Origin of the sequence: Sphingomonas xinjiangensis, assembly GCF_014199255.1 — a bacterium.
GTDB classification, from domain to species: Bacteria; Pseudomonadota; Alphaproteobacteria; order Sphingomonadales; family Sphingomonadaceae; genus Sphingomonas; species Sphingomonas xinjiangensis.
Map to the genome: position 1 here is coordinate 69085 of NZ_JACIJF010000004.1, position 17326 is coordinate 86410.

General features: G+C 64.7%; 19 protein-coding genes, 2 tRNA genes and 1 pseudogene. 14 read left to right on the forward strand and 8 right to left on the reverse strand.

Annotation, left to right across the window (positions count from 1 at the left end):
- Nucleotides 1–256: 256 nt before the first annotated feature.
- Nucleotides 257–580 (reverse strand): DUF2218 domain-containing protein, encoded by a 324-nt coding sequence (locus FHT02_RS08310; RefSeq protein ID WP_184086451.1) that lies wholly within the window; start codon nt 578–580, stop codon nt 257–259.
- Nucleotides 581–648: 68 nt separating this feature from the next.
- Nucleotides 649–1272, reverse strand: a complete 624-nt coding sequence (locus tag FHT02_RS08315) for a PadR family transcriptional regulator (protein ID WP_184086452.1) — start codon at nt 1270–1272, stop codon at nt 649–651.
- Nucleotides 1273–1386: 114 nt separating this feature from the next.
- Here FHT02_RS08315 and FHT02_RS08320 point away from each other — a divergent pair, with 114 nt between their 5' ends.
- The 3 genes from FHT02_RS08320 (at nt 1387) to FHT02_RS08330 (ending at nt 3774) form a co-directional block, all read left to right on the forward strand.
- Nucleotides 1387–2709, forward strand: coding sequence for a replication-associated recombination protein A (locus FHT02_RS08320; RefSeq protein ID WP_184086453.1), 1323 nt, complete (start codon nt 1387–1389; stop codon nt 2707–2709).
- Between the two features lie 57 nt (nt 2710–2766).
- Nucleotides 2767–3681, forward strand: coding sequence for a hypothetical protein (locus FHT02_RS08325; RefSeq protein ID WP_184086455.1), 915 nt, complete (start codon nt 2767–2769; stop codon nt 3679–3681).
- Between the two features lie 17 nt (nt 3682–3698).
- A tRNA-Thr gene (locus FHT02_RS08330) sits at nt 3699–3774 on the forward strand.
- Between the two features lie 3 nt (nt 3775–3777).
- On the opposite strand, the gene FHT02_RS08335 is transcribed toward FHT02_RS08330, so the two are convergent.
- On the reverse strand, nt 3778–5760 hold the full coding sequence (locus FHT02_RS08335) for a putative bifunctional diguanylate cyclase/phosphodiesterase (protein ID WP_184086457.1): 1983 nt from the start codon (nt 5758–5760) through the stop codon (nt 3778–3780).
- 772 nt (nt 5761–6532) lie between these two features.
- Between FHT02_RS08335 and FHT02_RS08340 the strand changes: the two genes are divergently transcribed.
- The gene (locus tag FHT02_RS08340) at nt 6533–7252 is read left to right on the forward strand and encodes a S8 family peptidase (RefSeq protein ID WP_221239378.1); all 720 of its coding nucleotides are present in this window, start codon (nt 6533–6535) and stop codon (nt 7250–7252) included.
- Nucleotides 7253–7319: 67 nt separating this feature from the next.
- On the opposite strand, the gene FHT02_RS08345 is transcribed toward FHT02_RS08340, so the two are convergent.
- Nucleotides 7320–7514, reverse strand: a complete 195-nt coding sequence (locus FHT02_RS08345; RefSeq protein WP_184086461.1) for a hypothetical protein — start codon at nt 7512–7514, stop codon at nt 7320–7322.
- 292 nt (nt 7515–7806) lie between these two features.
- Between FHT02_RS08345 and FHT02_RS08350 the strand changes: the two genes are divergently transcribed.
- Nucleotides 7807–8031 carry a ParD-like family protein gene (locus FHT02_RS08350; RefSeq protein ID WP_184086463.1) on the forward strand — a complete coding sequence of 75 codons (225 nt, stop codon included), beginning with the start codon at nt 7807–7809 and terminating at the stop codon, nt 8029–8031.
- A complete protein-coding gene (gene map, locus FHT02_RS08355; protein WP_184086465.1) occupies nt 8015–8782 on the forward strand; it encodes a type I methionyl aminopeptidase in 768 nt (255 codons plus the stop codon). Before FHT02_RS08350 ends, map begins: the two co-directional genes overlap by 17 nt.
- A 180-nt stretch (nt 8783–8962) precedes the next feature.
- Here map and FHT02_RS08360 read toward each other — a convergent pair.
- Nucleotides 8963–9047: transfer RNA gene (locus tag FHT02_RS08360), tRNA-Leu, on the reverse strand.
- A gap of 54 nt (nt 9048–9101) precedes the next feature.
- Nucleotides 9102–10610, reverse strand: coding sequence for a YifB family Mg chelatase-like AAA ATPase (locus tag FHT02_RS08365; RefSeq protein WP_184086467.1), 1509 nt, complete (start codon nt 10608–10610; stop codon nt 9102–9104).
- A 282-nt stretch (nt 10611–10892) separates the two neighbouring features.
- On the opposite strand from FHT02_RS08365, the gene rpmH reads away from it, so the two are divergent.
- The 7 genes and pseudogenes from rpmH to FHT02_RS08400 all read left to right on the forward strand — a co-directional run bounded on the left by rpmH (nt 10893) and on the right by FHT02_RS08400 (nt 15064).
- On the forward strand, nt 10893–11027 hold the full coding sequence (gene rpmH, locus FHT02_RS08370) for a 50S ribosomal protein L34 (protein ID WP_066813008.1): 135 nt from the start codon (nt 10893–10895) through the stop codon (nt 11025–11027).
- A gap of 26 nt (nt 11028–11053) precedes the next feature.
- Nucleotides 11054–11365, forward strand: a pseudogene (rnpA, locus tag FHT02_RS08375) (ribonuclease P protein component); the annotation flags it as partial.
- 47 nt (nt 11366–11412) lie between these two features.
- On the forward strand, nt 11413–11625 hold the full coding sequence (gene yidD, locus FHT02_RS08380; RefSeq protein WP_343056901.1) for a membrane protein insertion efficiency factor YidD: 213 nt from the start codon (nt 11413–11415) through the stop codon (nt 11623–11625).
- 22 nt (nt 11626–11647) lie between these two features.
- Nucleotides 11648–13366, forward strand: coding sequence for a membrane protein insertase YidC (yidC, locus tag FHT02_RS08385; RefSeq protein WP_184086469.1), 1719 nt, complete (start codon nt 11648–11650; stop codon nt 13364–13366).
- The gene (gene yihA, locus FHT02_RS08390; RefSeq protein WP_184086471.1) at nt 13363–14016 is read left to right on the forward strand and encodes a ribosome biogenesis GTP-binding protein YihA/YsxC; all 654 of its coding nucleotides are present in this window, start codon (nt 13363–13365) and stop codon (nt 14014–14016) included. The genes yidC and yihA overlap by 4 nt, the downstream gene beginning before the upstream one ends.
- Entirely contained in the window at nt 14013–14357 is a 345-nt protein-coding gene (locus tag FHT02_RS08395; protein ID WP_184086473.1) for a gamma-glutamylcyclotransferase, read from the forward strand. Before yihA ends, FHT02_RS08395 begins: the two co-directional genes overlap by 4 nt.
- Before the next feature lie 41 nt (nt 14358–14398).
- The gene (locus FHT02_RS08400) at nt 14399–15064 is read left to right on the forward strand and encodes a glutathione S-transferase family protein (RefSeq protein ID WP_184086475.1); all 666 of its coding nucleotides are present in this window, start codon (nt 14399–14401) and stop codon (nt 15062–15064) included.
- A 6-nt stretch (nt 15065–15070) separates the two neighbouring features.
- On the opposite strand, the gene FHT02_RS08405 is transcribed toward FHT02_RS08400, so the two are convergent.
- On the reverse strand, nt 15071–15532 hold the full coding sequence (locus FHT02_RS08405; RefSeq protein ID WP_184086477.1) for a cupin domain-containing protein: 462 nt from the start codon (nt 15530–15532) through the stop codon (nt 15071–15073).
- On the opposite strand from FHT02_RS08405, the gene dapE reads away from it, so the two are divergent.
- Nucleotides 15532–16677, forward strand: a complete 1146-nt coding sequence (dapE, locus tag FHT02_RS08410; protein ID WP_425506422.1) for a succinyl-diaminopimelate desuccinylase — start codon at nt 15532–15534, stop codon at nt 16675–16677. The two genes, FHT02_RS08405 and dapE, sit on opposite strands and share 1 nt — an antisense overlap.
- Nucleotides 16678–16720: 43 nt before the next feature.
- Here the strand turns inward: dapE and FHT02_RS08415 are convergent, their stop codons facing one another.
- Nucleotides 16721–17269 carry a Smr/MutS family protein gene (locus FHT02_RS08415; RefSeq protein WP_343056902.1) on the reverse strand — a complete coding sequence of 183 codons (549 nt, stop codon included), beginning with the start codon at nt 17267–17269 and terminating at the stop codon, nt 16721–16723.
- Nucleotides 17270–17326 lie beyond the last annotated feature (57 nt).

Below are 17326 nucleotides of genomic sequence, written 5' to 3' on the forward strand. Positions count from 1 at the left end.
CTTCTGGCATTGCTGTTGTTCGCCGCCGCGGTGCTGCTCGCCGGCTCAAGCCGGCCTGGGCGTGCCTATGCGAGGCCGCGCGAGGCCTAGCCTCCCCGCCCTGCGTGCAGGGAGGGGTCGGGGGTGGGTGCGCGCGCCTGCGCGCCAAAAAAAACTCCAAGCCGCAGACAAGAGCAGAAACCGGGCTTCCAGCCTAAGCGCTGTTCACCACCCTGCTTGCGGGGGTGAAGGATGACCGTCGATCTGCCCCTAGGCCTCACTTCCAGTCATATTGCAGCTCGCCCTGCCGGAAGGCGAAGCGGTCTAGATGGCGCTGAACCACGTCCTTCAGCCCCTCCAGCTGTTCGGGCGAGGATGCGTCGATGCGCAGGTCCAGCCCGTCTTCCACCGCGTTGAAGGTCACCACCGCGTCGCCGGGATAGTCGCTGCCGCGCGCATCCTTGGGGAAAATAACGGTGCCGTTCTCCGGCGTGAATTCGACCTGGAGGTTGTGTTGCCAATGCTTGCACAGCTGCTGAAGGTAGCGGCTGGCGTTCTCGGTCGGCACCAGCGCCGATGCCGTGGCGGTCGCGATGGTCATGGTTCTTATATTCTCCACGATGGCGGCGGGGCTGCCCCCACCGCCTGCGTTGCTGGACGCTGCGGCGTTCACAGCCGCTCGATCTTGCGCGCCGCCTCGTCCAGGATCGCGGCGACATCGTGCAGCATGTCGGGATCGAGTTCCTCGGCGGCAAGGCGCTCGCCCAGCACCGCGCGAAGATTGCCCATCGCCCGCCGCACCGGGCCGCCGCTGGCGCGCGCCGCCATCGATCCCAGTTCGGCCAGCCGGGCGAACAGTGCGTCCACTTCGGCCTGGCGCTCGGTCAGGTGCGCCCGGCCGCCGTCGGTGATGGCGAACTGCTTCTTGGCACCTTCGGCCTTGGCCTCTTCGATAAGCCCCATCTCGTCGAGCAGCGTCAGCGTGGGATAGATTACCCCCGGGCTGGGTGCGTAGGCGCCGCCCGAACGCTGCTCGATCTCGCGGATCAGATCGTATCCGTGGCGCGGCTGTTCCTCGATCAGCTTGAGCAGGATCAGCCGCAGCTCGCCCCCGTCGAACAACCGCCGCCGCCCGCGCCCACCGCTCCCGCCGCGCCCTTCATGCATGCCCCAGCCACCGCCAAAGCCGCGCGGCCCCATGCCGAACCGCGCATGGTGTCCATGGTGGGGATGGCCATGGCCGTGACGCCCATGCCCGTGGTGGCGCTCGCCACCTCCAAATCCAAATCGCATCTAAAATCCTTATCTAGCGAGTCGTGATACTGCTAAGATATATCTTGTCGGCGTCCACACAAGCCCCGCCGCGGCACTTTTGTAAACTTCCAAACAATTCCCTATCTGCACCCAATGGCCGATCTCTTCGCCAGCCAAGAACCACCACAGCCTGCGGCAGACACTCCACGATCGGGTCCGCTAGCCGATCGTCTGCGTCCCCAGCAGCTCGATCAGGTGGTGGGCCAGGAACATCTCACCGGTCCCGACGGCGCGATCGGCCACATGGTCGCCGCGGGACGATTGAGTTCGATCATCCTGTGGGGGCCGCCGGGTACCGGCAAAACCACGATCGCCCGCCTCCTCGCCGATGCAGTGGGGCTCCGCTTCGTCGCGATCTCGGCAGTGTTCTCAGGCGTCGCGGATCTGAAGAAAGTCTTCGCCGAAGCCCGCGAGCATGCTCGCATCGGTCGCAAAACGCTGTTGTTTGTGGACGAGATCCACCGCTTCAACCGCGCCCAGCAGGACGGCTTCCTGCCTTATGTCGAAGACGGCACCGTGACGCTGGTCGGCGCCACCACCGAGAACCCGTCCTTCGAACTGAACGCCGCACTTTTAAGCCGCGCCCAGGTCCTCATCCTCCGCCGGCTCGACCATCGCGCCTTGAGTCACCTGCTCGATCGCGGCGAAGCATTGGAGAGCCGTTCGCTCCCCTTGACCCCCGAAGCGCGCGACGCACTTGTGGCCAGCGCGGACGGCGACGGACGCTTCCTGCTGAACCAGGCGGAAACCTTGTTCTCGGTCGATTTTGCCGCTCCGCTCGACCCTGGGGCGCTCGGAGCGTTTCTGCAGCGCCGGGTCGCTGTCTATGACAAGGATCGCGAGGGACATTACAACCTCATCTCCGCGCTTCACAAATCGATCCGCGGTTCCGATCCCCAGGCTGCGCTCTACTATCTTGCCCGAATGCTCACGGCCGGCGAGGAGCCCCTGTATCTCCTGCGCCGCCTGACCCGCGCCGCAGTCGAGGATATCGGTCTGGCCGACCCGCAGGCGCTGGTGCAGTGCATCGCGGCCAAAGATACCTACGACTTTCTCGGCAGCCCCGAAGGCGAACTCGCCATCGCCCAGGCGTGCCTGTACCTCGCGACCGCTCCTAAATCGAATGCTGCGTACATGGCGCAGAAGGCCGCCTGGCGCACCGCGCGTGAGACCGGTTCGCTGATGCCGCCGCAGAATATCCTGAACGCCCCGACCAAGCTCATGAAGCAGATCGGCTATGGCGAAGGCTATCACTATGACCATGATGCGGAAGATGGTTTTTCGGGCGATAATTACTGGCCCGATGAAATGACGCCGCAGTCGTTCTACAAGCCGACGGACCGGGGCATGGAAAAGCGCATAGCTGAGCGCATGGCGTGGTGGGACGAAATGCGGGAGCAGCGCCGCAGTGAATGACTGGGGCGATACCTGCGCCTTTGCGCTCGCGCTTCCCGACGTGAAGATGGCGTCGTGGTGGGACCGGGCGAAGAAGGCGCAGCGGGTCGCCGGCAATATGGAAGAGCGTCCCTGAGCTTCACCGATTTCATCGCAATCGACTGGTCAGGACAGGCTGTCGAGCGGCCGAAAGGATTGGCCGTTGCCCATGCGCGCGTCGGCACCGCTGCGCCCGAACTGATCGACCGCCCCTGGTCTCGCCGCGACATACTGGAATGGCTCCGGCACCTGGCCGACCGCGGAGTGCGTGCGCTGATCGGGCTGGACCTTTCCCCCGCATTCCCGTTCCGGGATGAAGGCGCTTATTTCCCCGGGTGGAAGCGCTCGCCGCCCGACGGGCCCTCGCTGTGGCGCCTGGTCGACGAGCTTTCTTCCGCTGATCCACATCTGGCGGCGACCAGCTTCGTCTCGCATTCCGTCGCACGCAGGCATTTCCGCCAGCGTGGCGACTGCGGCGACCTCTTTCCCCCCGGCCGCGGACGTTTTCGCGTGTGCGAGCATGGACAGGAGTTGCTGCGGCTGTCGCCCTATAGCTGCTTCAACCTGGTAGGCGCGAGCCAGGTGGGAAAGTCCAGCCTGACGGGCATGCGCGTGCTGCACCAGCTGCGGGGAAAGCTGGGCCTATGGCCGTTCGACTCGGCCCCAGAACAAGGGCCGGTGTTGGTGGAAATCTACACGGCGCTTCCGGCACGCCTCGCCGGCATGCGCAAAGGCACGTCGAAGATTCGCGATCCCCAGGCGCTCGATGCGCTGCTCGACGCGTTCGATTCCAAACCGCATCTGCCGCTGTCACGCTACGACGATCATGCGACTGATGCGATACTCTCGGCAGCTTGGCTGCGGCATGCCGCCGACGATAAGGCTTTGTGGAACCCGCCGGCCCTCACGCCAGAGCTGGCTCGAACGGAGGGCTGGACCTTCGGCGTTCCGTGAGCCATGGAGCCACGAGCGCCGGATTAGCTCAGCTGGTAGAGCAGCGGTTTTGTAAACCGAAGGTCGCGGGTTCGATTCCTGCATCCGGCACCAAGGTCAGGCCGCCTTGGCGGAGACGATCTCTTCTTCCATAGCGAAATGGGCGGGTGCCGCGGTGCGTTCAGCCGCCGGCAGACTTGGAAGCGGTTCCGGCGCCGCACGACCGAAAAGGAATCCCTGCCCCTGATGGCAGCCAAGCTCCTTAAGCTGCTCGGCCTGCGCTTCGGTCTCGATCCCTTCGGCCACGACGATGTTCCCTAGGCCACGTCCCAGTCCGATTATCGCCCGCACGATTGCCAGAGTGCCGCCCCCGGTCTCATCCAGGCCGGCAATGAAAGATCGGTCGATCTTGATCCGATCGACCGGCATCTTGCGCAGATGCACGAGCGAAGCGAAGCCGGTGCCGAAATCGTCCAGCGCTATGCTCACCCCGGCTTTGTGCAGCGTGCGCAGCGTGGCGAGGATATTGTCCGCCGCGCGATCCAGCATCACTCCCTCGGTCACTTCGATGCACAAGGAAGACGGGGGAACGCCATGGTGAGTCAGCCGATCAAGCACGCGGCGCGCCGCCCTGGGGCCGGCGAGCTGTGCCGATGTGAAGTTGACGCTGAGCATCGGGATCTCATCCCTGCGCTCGCGCAGGATACCAAGTGCGAGCTCCAGCACATGCTCCTGGATCCGCATACCGATCTTCTCGGCCACCAGCACCTCGGCGAAACGGTCCGGGAGCATCAGGCCATGCTCAGGATGCTCCCAGCGCAGCAGCGCCTCGTAGCCGCAACAGGTACTCGAAGGCAGGGTGACGATCGGTTGAAGATACAGAGAGAATTCTTGGCGCTTCAGGGCAAGCTCCGCATCGGCGGTAAATTCAACCTGCATGTCACGCAATATGCGCAGCAGCGGATCGTAGCGGTAATGTCGCCCGCGCCCTAGCCGTTTGGCATTGTACAACGCCAGATCGGCGTTGTGGTACAACAGCTCCGGCTGGTTAGCATCCTCGGGAAAGCGCGCCGATCCGACACTTAGCGACAGAACCCGTCCTTGCCCCATGTAATTCCACGGCTCGCCCTGCATGTCGCCGATCTGTTCAACGACAGCGGTTTCCAGCACTTCATCGCTTGGGAAGAGCATGGCGAACTCGTCGCCCCCGATACGCGCCACCCGCGCCTCAGGTACGGATCGCGCGATCTCGGCGAGCCCGCTCGCGATACGCTGGAGCAGCGCATCCCCACCGGCATGTCCCAAACAATCGTTGGCGTCCTTCAGGTAATCGACGTCGATGAGCAGCAGGCTGAACGACGCGTTGAAGCTCACGCGCTCGCGGATCTGTTGCTGAAAACTGCTGCGGTTGCCCAGCCCCGTGAGAAAGTCAGTCTGCGCCGCAATCCGCAAGGCCTTTGCCTCGATCATGTCGATTGCGCGCCGCTGCTGCGCAACGTCGAGTTGCTGACGCACCATGCGAAACCGGTCGGCTATCGCCAGCGACAGGATCAGCGCCTCGAAAGCCAACGCAGCGAAGGTCGCCATGTCGACATTATCGCTCTGCGGCAACAGTCCCAGATTCCGTCCCAGCCGCGCCACGAAAACGCAAATTACCGGTCCCCAGCCGATCATGTAGAACCAGATGACTCTGCTGCCGCGCCGCATTGCCATGGCGCAGGAAAGCGCCACCCATACCGCAGTCGCTGCAACGGCATAGTTGAGCCAGCGGTCGGTGCGCACCGCCGGAAACAGGTCGTCGGCTGCGGCGACGAACCCCAACACCGCACCGGTACATGCGAGAAGATGTCCGCCCTGTATTAGACGGCGAGGCAGCAGCCCTTCTTCCAGCACCGCGAAGAAGAACATGTTGCCGGCCGCGATCATCAGCCCGACCAGCACGTAATCCAATCGGACCGCCTTTGGTCCGACAAGGTCCGGTACGGCGAACGCAGCCGTGTTCGTCCACACCATGCCGTAAGCGAAGGCGAGCAGAACCCATAGCAAGTACCAACGCTGGAACGCATAGCGGCGCCCGGCGTGGATAACGACATTGTACAACAGCGCGAGAGCAACGTCCCGGCGAACAGCCCCATTAGCATCAGCCAGTAGGAATCGGCGTTATTCTGCTGCGCTGCCGGGATCGCCCGCACCTTGCGCATCAGGGACAAATCATCGATTTTGCGAAATCCCAGATGCAAGCTGCGGATGTCTCGTCCCGCACGGCCCATTTCGAACTTCAGCATGCCCCCAGGCGCCCAATGACCCTTCAACTGGTCATAGGCCCTGGTAGTACGGATGAGACCATCTGGCCCCCCCACCACGATCGCGACCTCTTCGAAACGGGTCTGATCAACCAGCAGGTTCCACCCGGCGGGAAGATCGTGGACCCGCGCCGCGTCGAGCCGCAGCCAGATCCATCCCGGGCCGACGGTCGGCGCATGCTTTCCCGCAAATATAGGCGGCACCGGCCACGGCAGCATTGTTCGCGCCGTCCGGAAGTGCCGCGGAGCAAACCGAACGGTGCAGGTCGATCCCGGCCCCAAGCGCCTGCTTCGGCACTGTGCCCGCTGCGAACAGCAAGGCCAGCAGCCATATCACTCTACGTCCCACGCCCCACCCTTGCGGCTTCGCCCCGCCGGGTAGGTAGCCCGTGCTTTCCTAACAAATTGCACGGCTCCGCACGTTGTTACGGACTCGTACCGTTCCTTCGACGCTGTGCTGAAGCACGTCATCTTCCGCAATTCCCCTGATTGCGCGGGTCGCTTCCTTCGGCGTAGCTTCGCGTCATTGGTTTGGCCGGGGGGTCGGATTGTTGAAGCTCTTAAGCGCGGTGATCGCTGCCTTGTCCGCTGCGGTTGCGCCTGCCGATGAACAGCCGTTACGCCCGCGGGTCGCGATCATCGATAGTGGCGTTGCCAGAACGCCCGAGCTCGCTTCGGTGCTCGTGGCCGAATACGACATGGCGTCGAACCCTCCCCGCCCGGCTTTTAAGCCGCACTTTGATCACGGCACCATGGTGGCGACAATACTGGCACGCTCCGCTGGGTATCGCGTGGAGATCGTGTCGCTCCGGATCGACGATCCCGCCGGCTGCCCTGCGGGTTCAACCCCCCCTTGCCAGCCGTCCGGCGAGCCCGTCGCTCGAGCGATACGGCACGCGGCGGATCTAGGCGTGGATGCCATCAACATCTCGCTGGCTCTGGGCAACGATGCCGTGATCACTGACGCGGTGCGGTATGCCGGAGGCAAGGGTATCCCGGTCATCCTCGCGGCCGGCAATCAGGGTCTCAGTCACCCGGCCAACCTGGCGATGGCACGTGCCGCCTATCCCAGTGCCGTTCTCGTCGGAGCCATCGACGGCGCGGGATCTCCCTGGAGCGGCACGAACCGACCGGACGCCGAGCCGGAAGGCTACAACTACGTCTGGCACTTCGGTGTGAACGTACCCACCAGCGCCGCGGACGGCCGGCCGGTGACCGCGACCGGCACTTCCTTCGCCGCGCCGATCGAAACGGCGCGACTGCTCACCGCCCGCGCTTCGGTAGAGTGATATAACTGGCAGCAGACTGGTGGATCACACCTTCTTGATCTGAGCGCAAGGCCAGGTCGGGTTCGCTTCAGTCGTTCGAAGAAGCCTTTGGCACAGGCGAAATTCCGTCCGCGGACTCGTCGGGGCCGCCATAGAAGCGGTCAAGATAATGGCCAGCGAGAAGATAATGGGCGCGGACCGCCGCCGGATGCGCCGCGGTTTGCGCCATCTTCAGTTCGGCTTCTGCACGATCGTAGAAATAGTCGTCCTGTTGCGTTGCCATCGAGGTTCCCCGTTCGGACGATCCCTGTACAACATTCCGCGGCAAATGTCTTTCAACTATGTTGATCCTGCAGCCGCCGAGCCTGAATCCAGCGCCGTTTGCCGCGAGCTAGCGGAGCATCCCCTGCCAAGCTGCTTCCATCCACGCAGGGACCGCGGAGCCGGAAATGGCCCGCGGAGACCGAGCACGCCCCCTCGCCATTGGCGTCATCGCGGTGGAACGCTCCTGCGACGGCTTGTCCCGCTCCACAATTTATGTATGGACCATATATGAAACATATGAGGAAGCCGTGATGGGTATCGTGAATATCGATGATGATCTGCACGATCAGCTCAGACGCGCGAGCAAGGTTTCATGCCGCTCGATCAATGCGCAGGCGGCGTATTGGATCAAGATTGGGCAACTGAGCGAACGCAATCCGACGCTCACTTTTGCCGAGATCATCGAGCGCGAGCTTGCCGCCGCGGGAGTCTCGCCCCCTTTTCTCTGTGCGGTGGATCATGATCAAGCAGCCTGAAGAACTGGTGCTGATGGCCGAATCCGGGCGCCTTCTGGCGTCGGTGTTCACGATGCTAAATCGAACGCAGCTTCTCGGCATGTCGACGCTTGGGATCGACTCGCTGGTTGAGCGCTTCATCGTTGACGACCTTCAGGCACGGCCCGCCAGCAAAGGCCAATATGGCTACGGCTTCGTGCTGAATGCATCGGTGAACGACGTGGTGTGCCACGGTGTCCCGTCCCAATCGGACGTGCTTCGCGACGGTGACATCGTCAATCTCGACATCACGTTGGAAAAGAACGGTTACCTTGCCGACTCGAGCAAGACCTACCTGATCGGCGAAGTGCATCCCGCCGCCAAACGGCTGGTCCAGACCACCTATGATGCTTTATGGACGGGCATTCGCGCAGTCCGGCCCGGCGCTCGTCTCGGCGACATCGGATGGGCGGTCGAGCGGCATGCCAAACGCAGCGGCTATTCGGTGGTGCGGGAATATTGCGGCCATGGCATTGGGCGCGAAATGCACGAAGAGCCGCAGGTGCTGCATTTCGGCAAGCCAGGCACCGGCGCGCCATTGCGCGAAGGAATGACGTTCACGATCGAGCCGATGCTGAACCAGGGCCGCCGTACCGTCGAAACGCGGGACGATGGCTGGACCGTGGTGACGAAAGACGGATTGCTGTCCGCCCAGTTCGAACACACCGTCGCGGTCACAGCTACTGGCGTGTCGGTGTTGACGCTGCGCGCGGACGAAGCCAGCCGGGTCTGATAGCTCGTGAGCAGGCGCCCTAACCCGCTTGTCAACTAACCTACGCGCCTTTATGCAATGAGAACCGTTCGCAACCCATACTCCCATGACGCTATTGATACTCAATAGCGTCATGTGGCGCCGGTAGCCGGGATCCCGTGTCTCCACGAAACCTCTGCCAACCAACGATGTCGCGGAAGATGGTGCCCCTGGCCGGACTCGAACCAGCATGCCTTGCGGCAACCGATTTTGAGTCGGTCGCGTCTACCAATTTCGCCACAGGGGCAGCGAGGGCGTGTCGCTAGACCAAGCGAGCGTCCGCCGCAAGACGGCGATTGCATCAGTTGCTGGGCGGGCGCCGACGATAGCTCAGTGCCTCGGCGACGTGAATGCGCATTACCTGCTCGGCGCCGGCCAAATCGGCGATGGTTCTGCTGGTTCTGAGAACCCGGGTATAGCCGCGTGCCGATAAACGCATGGCTTCGGCCGCCTGCGCCAGCAACGCGCGCCCAGCGTCGTCCGGACTCGCCACCGCCATCAGCGGCTCGCCATCGGCCTCGGCATTGGTCCTGAACGCGGTATCGGCATAGCGCCTACCCTGCACCGCCCGCGCAGCCGCCACCCGCGCCGCCACTTCCGCCGATCCTTCGGCCGGCGGCGGCAACACCAGATCGGCTGCGGTGACCGGGAGCACCTCCACATGCAAGTCGATGCGGTCGAGCAGCGGCCCCGACACCTTGGCCTGATAATCCGCGGCGCATTTGGGCGCGCGTGCGCAGGCAAGCGCCGGATCGCCCAGATGTCCGCAGCGGCACGGGTTCATCGCCGCCATCAACTGCACGCGCGCCGGAAAGGTGACATGAGCATTGGCCCGCGCGACGCTCACCACGCCGCTTTCCAGCGGCTGCCGAAGGGAATCGAGAACGGCGCGCTGGAACTCGGGCAGTTCGTCGAGGAACAGGACCCCCAGATGCGCCAGGCTGACCTCGCCCGGCTTTACCTTCAGCCCGCCGCCCGTCAGCGCGGCCATCGACGCGGAATGGTGCGGGCTTCGAAAGGGCCGCGTCCGCGTCAGCCGTCCGCCCTGCAACGTTCGGGCCACCGAAGCCACCATCGAGACTTCCAGCGCTTCGGCGGCGTCAAGCGGCGGCAATATGCCCGGCAAGCAGGATGCGAGCAGCGACTTCCCCGCTCCTGGCGGACCGCACATCAGCATGTTGTGCCCACCGGCCGCCGCGATCTCCAGCGCGCGCTTGGCTGTCTCCTGACCCTTTACCTGAACAAGATCGGGTCCGCGCCCCGGCGGGTCCGCCTCCCCTGCAACGGGCATCGCCAGCAGCTGCTGGCCCTTGAAATGATTGAGCAGCCCGATCAGGTCGGGGGCCGCGACCACTTCCACTTGCCCGGCCCAAGCGGCCTCGGGTCCTTGCGCCACAGGACACACCAGACCTTTGCCGATTTCGGAAGCGTGGAGCGCCGCCAGCAGCACCCCCGCGCTCGGCGCGATTCGTCCATCGAGTGCCAGTTCGCCCACGACGACATAGCCGGCCAGCGTCTCTGCATCGACCACGCCCATCGCGCCCAGCAGCGCCAGCGCGATCGGCAGATCGAAATGCGATCCTTCCTTGGGCAGATCGGCGGGCGACAGATTCAGCACGATATGCTTGGGCGGCAGTGCCAGCCCGATCGCCGCCATGGCGGCGCGGACCCGCTCCCGGCTCTCCGCGACTGCCTTGTCAGGCAACCCTACGACGACGAACTTCGGCAGCCCGGCGACAAGGTTGCACTGCACCTCCACCGCTCGCGCCTCGAGTCCAAGATACGCAACCGTAGAAACGCTCGCGACCAAGCCGGCCTCCCCCAAATGCAGGCGGACCTTAGCGGCTTTTGCGCAATGTGGAATGCGACTCTGCCGAATGCCTGCGCGCGTCTTGCATCAACAAGACACCGACTCCACATCTTCCTCATGATTCGCGTGCAAACAATCGGGGCAGGCGTTCCGCTCGCCAGTTGCGGCCCTCGCACGGTGCAGGTCGGACGTTGACTCAAGGCGCCGCCACCCTTATGGGCACCCGACACGCGGCCGCCCCAGTGGCGGCCCTTTTACGTTCTAGATACTCGAGGATGAGCGATGAAGCGGACTTTTCAGCCGAGCAACCTGGTGCGTGCGCGCCGGCACGGCTTCCGCAGCCGCATGGCGACCGTGGGCGGCCGCAACGTGATCCGCGCCCGCCGCAACCGCGGCCGCAAGAAGCTGTCGGCGTAACTGCCGTAGCCGTTTCGCGGCTAACGCAGCGCAAGGACTATCTCGCCGCGAACGCGGGCAAGCGGGCGCCTATGCCCGGTTTCGTCCTTCTCGTGCGCGAACGGAACGATGCCGACCCGGCCATCCGGGTCGGCATTACCGTTTCCAAGAAGGTCGGTAATGCGGTGATCCGCAACCGCATGAAGCGTCGCTTTCGCGCGCTCGTAAGCGAAGTGATGCCCATTGCGGGCATCGCCGGTGCCGATCATGTCCTGATCGGCCGCAATAGCGGCATAGAGCGTGACTATGACGCACTGAAGGCTGAGCTTGCCAAGGCGCTCGCCAAGGTGAAGCGGTGAGCGAAAACCGCGAAAGTGAAGCGGTGAGCGATACCCGCAAAGAGGGCGTGGTCACTCGCCTCCTTATTCTTCTCGCCCGCGCCTGGCAGGTCGGGCCTTCCGCCATTCTACCGCCCAGCTGCCGCTATGCGCCTAGCTGTTCGGCCTATGCAATCGAGGCGCTTCGCCGCTATGGCGCTGCCAAGGGCAGCTGGCTTGCGTTGCGGCGTATCGGCCGCTGCCATCCATGGGGCGGGCACGGCTATGATCCCGTGCCATGACGGGTATTCCGGGGACTGATCGGTGAAAGACGACCACAAGAATTTCGTGATCTTTGCATTGCTGGCGGCGGTGATCCTGTTCGGATGGCCGACGATCCAGCACTGGATCTTCCCGCAACAGAACCCCGCGCCTACGGTAGTCGAAGGCGGCAAGACCAAGGTCGTGCCCCAGCCCGGCGCCGATCCGGCGGCCGATTCGCCCCAGGCTCTGCGCGACCGTCAGATCGTGCTCGCCGAAAGCCCGCGCGTTCAGATCGAGACGCCGGCGTTGCGCGGCTCGATCAACCTGAAGGGCGCGCGCCTCGACGATCTCGTGCTCACCAAATATGACGAGACTGTCGCGAAGAACTCGCCGCCGATCCGCCTGCTCTCGCCGGGCGGCGCGGCCGGTGGCTATTTCGCGCAGTTCGGCTGGCAGGGTGCCGGCGTTCAGGCGCCTGGACCTAACACCGTGTGGCAAGCGAGCGGCACCAAGCTGACGCCCACCACCCCGGTTACGCTCACCAGCACCAGCCAGACGGGCCAGATCTTCCGCATCGAGCTTTCGGTCGACCAGAACTATATGTTTGGCATCCGCCAGACGGTCGCCAATGTCGGCACCACGCCGGTGTCGGTGACGCCCTATGCGCTGCTTTCGCGTGCCAACCGCTCGACCGACGCCGATCAGTGGGCCGCGCATGTCGGCCCGGTAGCCGTGGCCAACCGCGCGGCGAACTACATCAACTGGAAGGATATCGAGAGCACGCCCGAGCAGCTCGCCACCACTGGTGGCTGGGTCGGTTATTCGGATCATTACTGGCTGACTGCGCTCGTTCCAGACCAGAAGGTGCCGGTGCAGCTCCAGCACCGCGGCACCGCCGCGCAGGCCTATCAGGCCGATTACCAGCTCGCGCAGCCGCTCAGCCTCGCGCCGGGCAAGAAGGTCACCTATTCCAGCCGCTTCTTTGCGGGCGCGAAGGAAGTGAAGCTGCTCGAGCATTATGAAGATGATGCCGGCATCGTCCAGTTCGATCGCGCGATCGACTGGGGCTGGTTCGGCGTGATCGAACAGCCGATCTTCTACTATCTCGACTGGCTGTTCCGCCTCGTCGGCAATTTTGGCGTCGCGATCATTCTGCTGACGCTCACCATCCGCGCGCTGCTGTTCCCGATCGCGCAGAAGCAGTTCGCATCGATGGCGAGCATGCGGGCGATCCAGCCCAAGATGAAGGCGCTGCAGGAACGTCACAAGGACGACAAGCAGCGCCAGCAGCAAGAAATCATGAAGCTCTACAAGCAGGAAAAGGTGAACCCGCTCGCGGGCTGCCTGCCCATGCTGCTTCAGATCCCGATCATGTTCGCGCTGTACAAGGTGCTGCTGCTGACGATCGAGATGCGGCACCAGCCGTTCGTCGCGTGGATCCGCGACTTGTCCGCGCCCGATCCGCTGACGCCGCTCAACCTGTTCGGCCTGCTGGACTTCGCCCCTCCGTCATTCCTGGCGATCGGCGTGGTGCCGATCCTGCTCGGTGTCTCGATGTTCTTCCAGATGCGCCTCAATCCCGCGCCGATGGACGAGATGCAGAAGCAGATCTTCTCGATCATGCCGTGGATGCTGATGTTCATGATGGCGCCGTTCGCGGTAGGCCTGCAGGTGTACTGGATCACCTCGAACGTCGTCACCATCCTGCAGCAGCAGTGGCTGTATTCAAAGCATCCCGCGCTCAAGGAGCCGGTGAAGAAAGAGGCAAAGGTCAAGTGAGCGAGGAACCCCTCGACACCTTCACGCCCGAACAGATCGAGGCCGCGCGAAAGATCTTCGCCGGCCCGGTCAGTTTCCTGAAGTCGGCACCCGAGCTCAAGCACCTGCCCGATCCGGTGGTGCCTGAGGTTGCGGTCGCGGGGCGCTCCAACGTCGGCAAGTCGTCGCTGCTCAACGCGCTGACCAACCGCAATGGCCTCGCGCGCACATCGAACACACCCGGCCGTACCCAGGAGCTCAACTTCTTCGACGTCGGTGAGCCGCTGCGCTTCCGCCTGGTCGACATGCCCGGTTACGGCTTCGCCAAGGCACCCAAGGACCTGCTGCGCAAGTGGCGCTATCTGGTAAACGACTTCCTGCGCGGCCGTCAGTCGCTCAAGCGCGCCATCGTGCTGATCGACTCGCGCCACGGCATCAAGGATGTCGATCGCGAGATTCTCGACATGCTCGACACCGCCGCAGTCAGCTACCGCATCGTCCTGACCAAGACCGACAAGATCAAGGCGACCGAACTCGCCGAGGTGCGCGCCCAGACCGAAGCCGAAGCCCGCAAGCGCCCCGCCGCGCACCCCGACATCATCGCCACGTCGAGCGAAAAGGGCATGGGCCTCCCCGAACTCCGCGCGGCGGTGTTCGAAGCCGTGACGTGAGCGACGTCCGTCCGGAACTGCTCTTCTCCTACGGCACGTTGCAGCTCGAAAGCGTGCAGCGCGCCACCTTCGGCCGGCTGCTCGACGGCACCGACGATGTACTTCTCGGCTACCGCGTTATCGAAATACGCATTCAGGATCCCGCGGTGCTCGCGGCCAGCGGCGTCGCCACGCACCGCGCGCTGGTGCCGGACGCCAGCGCGCCATCGATCTCCGGCAGGGTGTTCCGCCTCACCCCGAACGAACTCGCCACTGCGGACATTTATGAGAGCGAGAACTACCGCCGCGAACTAGCGCCGCTCGCCTCTGGCATCCACGCCTGGGTCTATGTGAAGGTCTGAGCGCTCGACTCGGCGGCAATGCCCCGGCTATGGCCGCCACCATGAAGCTCATCATCGGCAACAAGGCCTATTCCTCCTGGTCGCTGCGCGGCTGGCTCGCCTGCAAGCAATCGGGGCTTCCATTCGAGGAAGTCGTGGTGCCGCTCTACGACGAAAATTGGGACAAGACCCGCGAAGGCGCCGAGTTCGCGCCCTCTTCGGGCAAGGTGCCGATCCTGTGGGACGACGATGCCGTCGTCTGGGACAGCCTGGCGATCGTCGAATATCTCAACGACAAGACGGGCAACACGCTGTTCTGGCCCGAAGCGCCCTCGGCCCGCGCCATGGCCCGGTCAATGGCGGCGGAGATGCATTCCAGCTTCACCGCGCTGCGCCGCAAGCACAGCATGAACATTCGCCAGGTCTATCCCGCTAGCGCGCCGGACCAGGATGTGCTTCAGGACCTTGCCCGCATCATGGAACTTTGGGCTCAGGCCCGCGCCCGCTTCGGCGGCGAGGGCGAGTTCCTGTTCGGTACGTTCGGCGCCGTCGACATCATGTTCGCCCCGGTGGTCACGCGCCTGGTGACCTACTCGCTTCCCGCTCCGCGCTTCGCCCAGGCCTACATGCTGGCGGTGCTCCAGCATCCCTTCATGCAGGACTGGATCGCGGGCGCGCAGGCGGAGGATTGGGTAATCGAGCAGTTCGAATCGCCCATCACGGCCTAAGCCGGTTCAGCGCAGGCGCTGCGTCGCATAGGGCGCGCCGTCCTTGTGGAAGTACCCGGCGTCGCTAAAGCACATGTCGATGTCCGGGTAATCGCCCGAACCCCGCACTCCCGCGCTGATCGCCACGAACACGCAGTCCGCCTCGCTCCGGTTCTGCAGGTGATGCCCGTTCTCCACCCCCTTCGGGAACGCTGCGACATCGCCCGCGCGCAGCACCGTCTCGCCCCCTTCTTCGACCAGCACCGCTTCGCCAGCGAGCATCACGACCAATTCGTCCTCATCGGCATGCCAGTGCCGCTGCGACGACCATGCGCCGGGCTTAAGCACAACATGGCTCGCGCCCATCTCGCTCAGCCCGCTCGCGGGCGCCAGCCGCCGATACCAGCGCCCCTGCACCGCCGCGTCGAACGGCGCCGGATAGCCGGTCGCATTGGTTTGCGGGATTGTATCGAGATCGAGCTTGGGCAATGCCACCTCCCTTGAAGATGGAGCCCAGCTTGCACGACGTCGTCGAACTCACCAAGGCCTTGATCGCCGCTGAAAGCATCACCCCCGCGCGCGGCCCGGTGTTCGACGTGCTAGAAGCGGCGCTGGTGCCGCTCGGCTTCCACGTGACGCGCTTCGTGGAGGGCGAGGCCCCTGACGGCCCGGTCGAAAACCTGCTCGCCACCCGCGCCGGCACCGGCAGGCATTTGGCCTTTGCCGGCCATCTCGACGTGGTGCCGCCAGGCGAAGGCTGGACCGCAGGCGCCTTCGCGCCCGAGGTTCGTGGAGACTTGCTCTATGGCCGCGGCGCCGTCGACATGAAGGGCGCAGTCGCCGCGTTCGCCGCCGCCGCCGCGCGGGTGCCGGGCGCCACCGCCAGCCTCCTCATCACCGGCGACGAGGAAGGTCCCGCCACCTTCGGCACCCCGCGCCTGATCGAGCGCATGGCAGAGCGCGGGGTAAAGCCGGACCTGTGCCTGGTCGGCGAGCCCACCTCGGCGCACCGCCTTGGGGACACGATCAAGATCGGCCGCCGCGGCTCGGTGGTGATCAGGATCGAGGTTCCAGGCAAGCAGGGCCATGTCGCTTATCCGCACCTTGCCGACAATCCGATTCCCCGCTTCCTGCGCGCGCTCGCCGCGGTGGACGCCATCGAACTCGATCAGGGCAATGCCTGGTTCCAGCCGTCGAATCTCGAAATCATCGACGTGCACACCGGCAACACCGCCAGCAACGTCATCCCTGGCGCAGCCACCGCGCGCGTCAGCATCCGCTTCAACGACCTCCAGCGCGGCCCGGATCTGATCGACCGCGTCCGTGCCGCGGTGCACATGCATGCGCCAGAAGCGGTGGTCGAAGGCCGCGTCTTCGGCGACGCCTTCCTCACCCATCCGGGCCAGCTCTCCACGCTGGTCGCCGATGCCATCGAGGCGCGCCTCGGCATCCGCCCCGAACTTTCCACCAGCGGCGGCACCTCGGACGCCCGGTTCCTGGTGAAGCTCTGCCCCGTGGTCGAGTTCGGCCTACTCAACGCCACCATGCACAAGCTGGACGAGGCGGTCGCGGTCGCCGACCTGCACGCGCTCGCCGACATCTATGCCGGCGTGCTGGAGCGCGTCTCGGTATAAGCGGAGACACGCACCAGCAAAGACAGCAACTCCCCGGCGCAGGCTATGAACCAGCCTCCGCTCCTCGCGCCCGTCGCAGCACGATATACAACGCCCCCGCGCCGCCATGCCTGGGGTGCGCCCCGCGCACCGCGGCGATCTGGTCGGCGTGGCGCGAGGACGCCAGCCAATCGCCCACCGCAGCACGGATCGCGCCGCGCGCATGCGGCCGCTCCGATTCCGGCCGCGGCGGCTTACCCGTCACCAGCAGCAGCACCCGGTCGCCTCGCCGGATCGCCTGGTCGAGCCCGCGGTCGAGCCGGTCATAGGCCGACGCGAGGCTATGCCCGTGCAAGTCGATCGAGGTCTCGGGCGCAACCAGTCCCCGCGACAGCCGCCGGTCCCAGGACGCGTCGAGCGTGTTGGCGCGCGGCTGTTTAGCGGGTGATGGCGGCGGCAGAGCCGCACTGAGGGGCGCAGGCGCCCGCAGCGCCGGTTTCGGCGGCGCACTGACAGGCTGCTCGACTTCGACAGCCTTTGAAACGACCGGCCGCAACGGCGTCACCGAAGCCGCCACCTGCGCCCACAGCCCAGCATCATCGCCAGAAGCGATATCATGTCCCTTCCTGCTTGCAGGGAGGGGTTGGGAGTGGGTGCGCGCGTCTGCGCG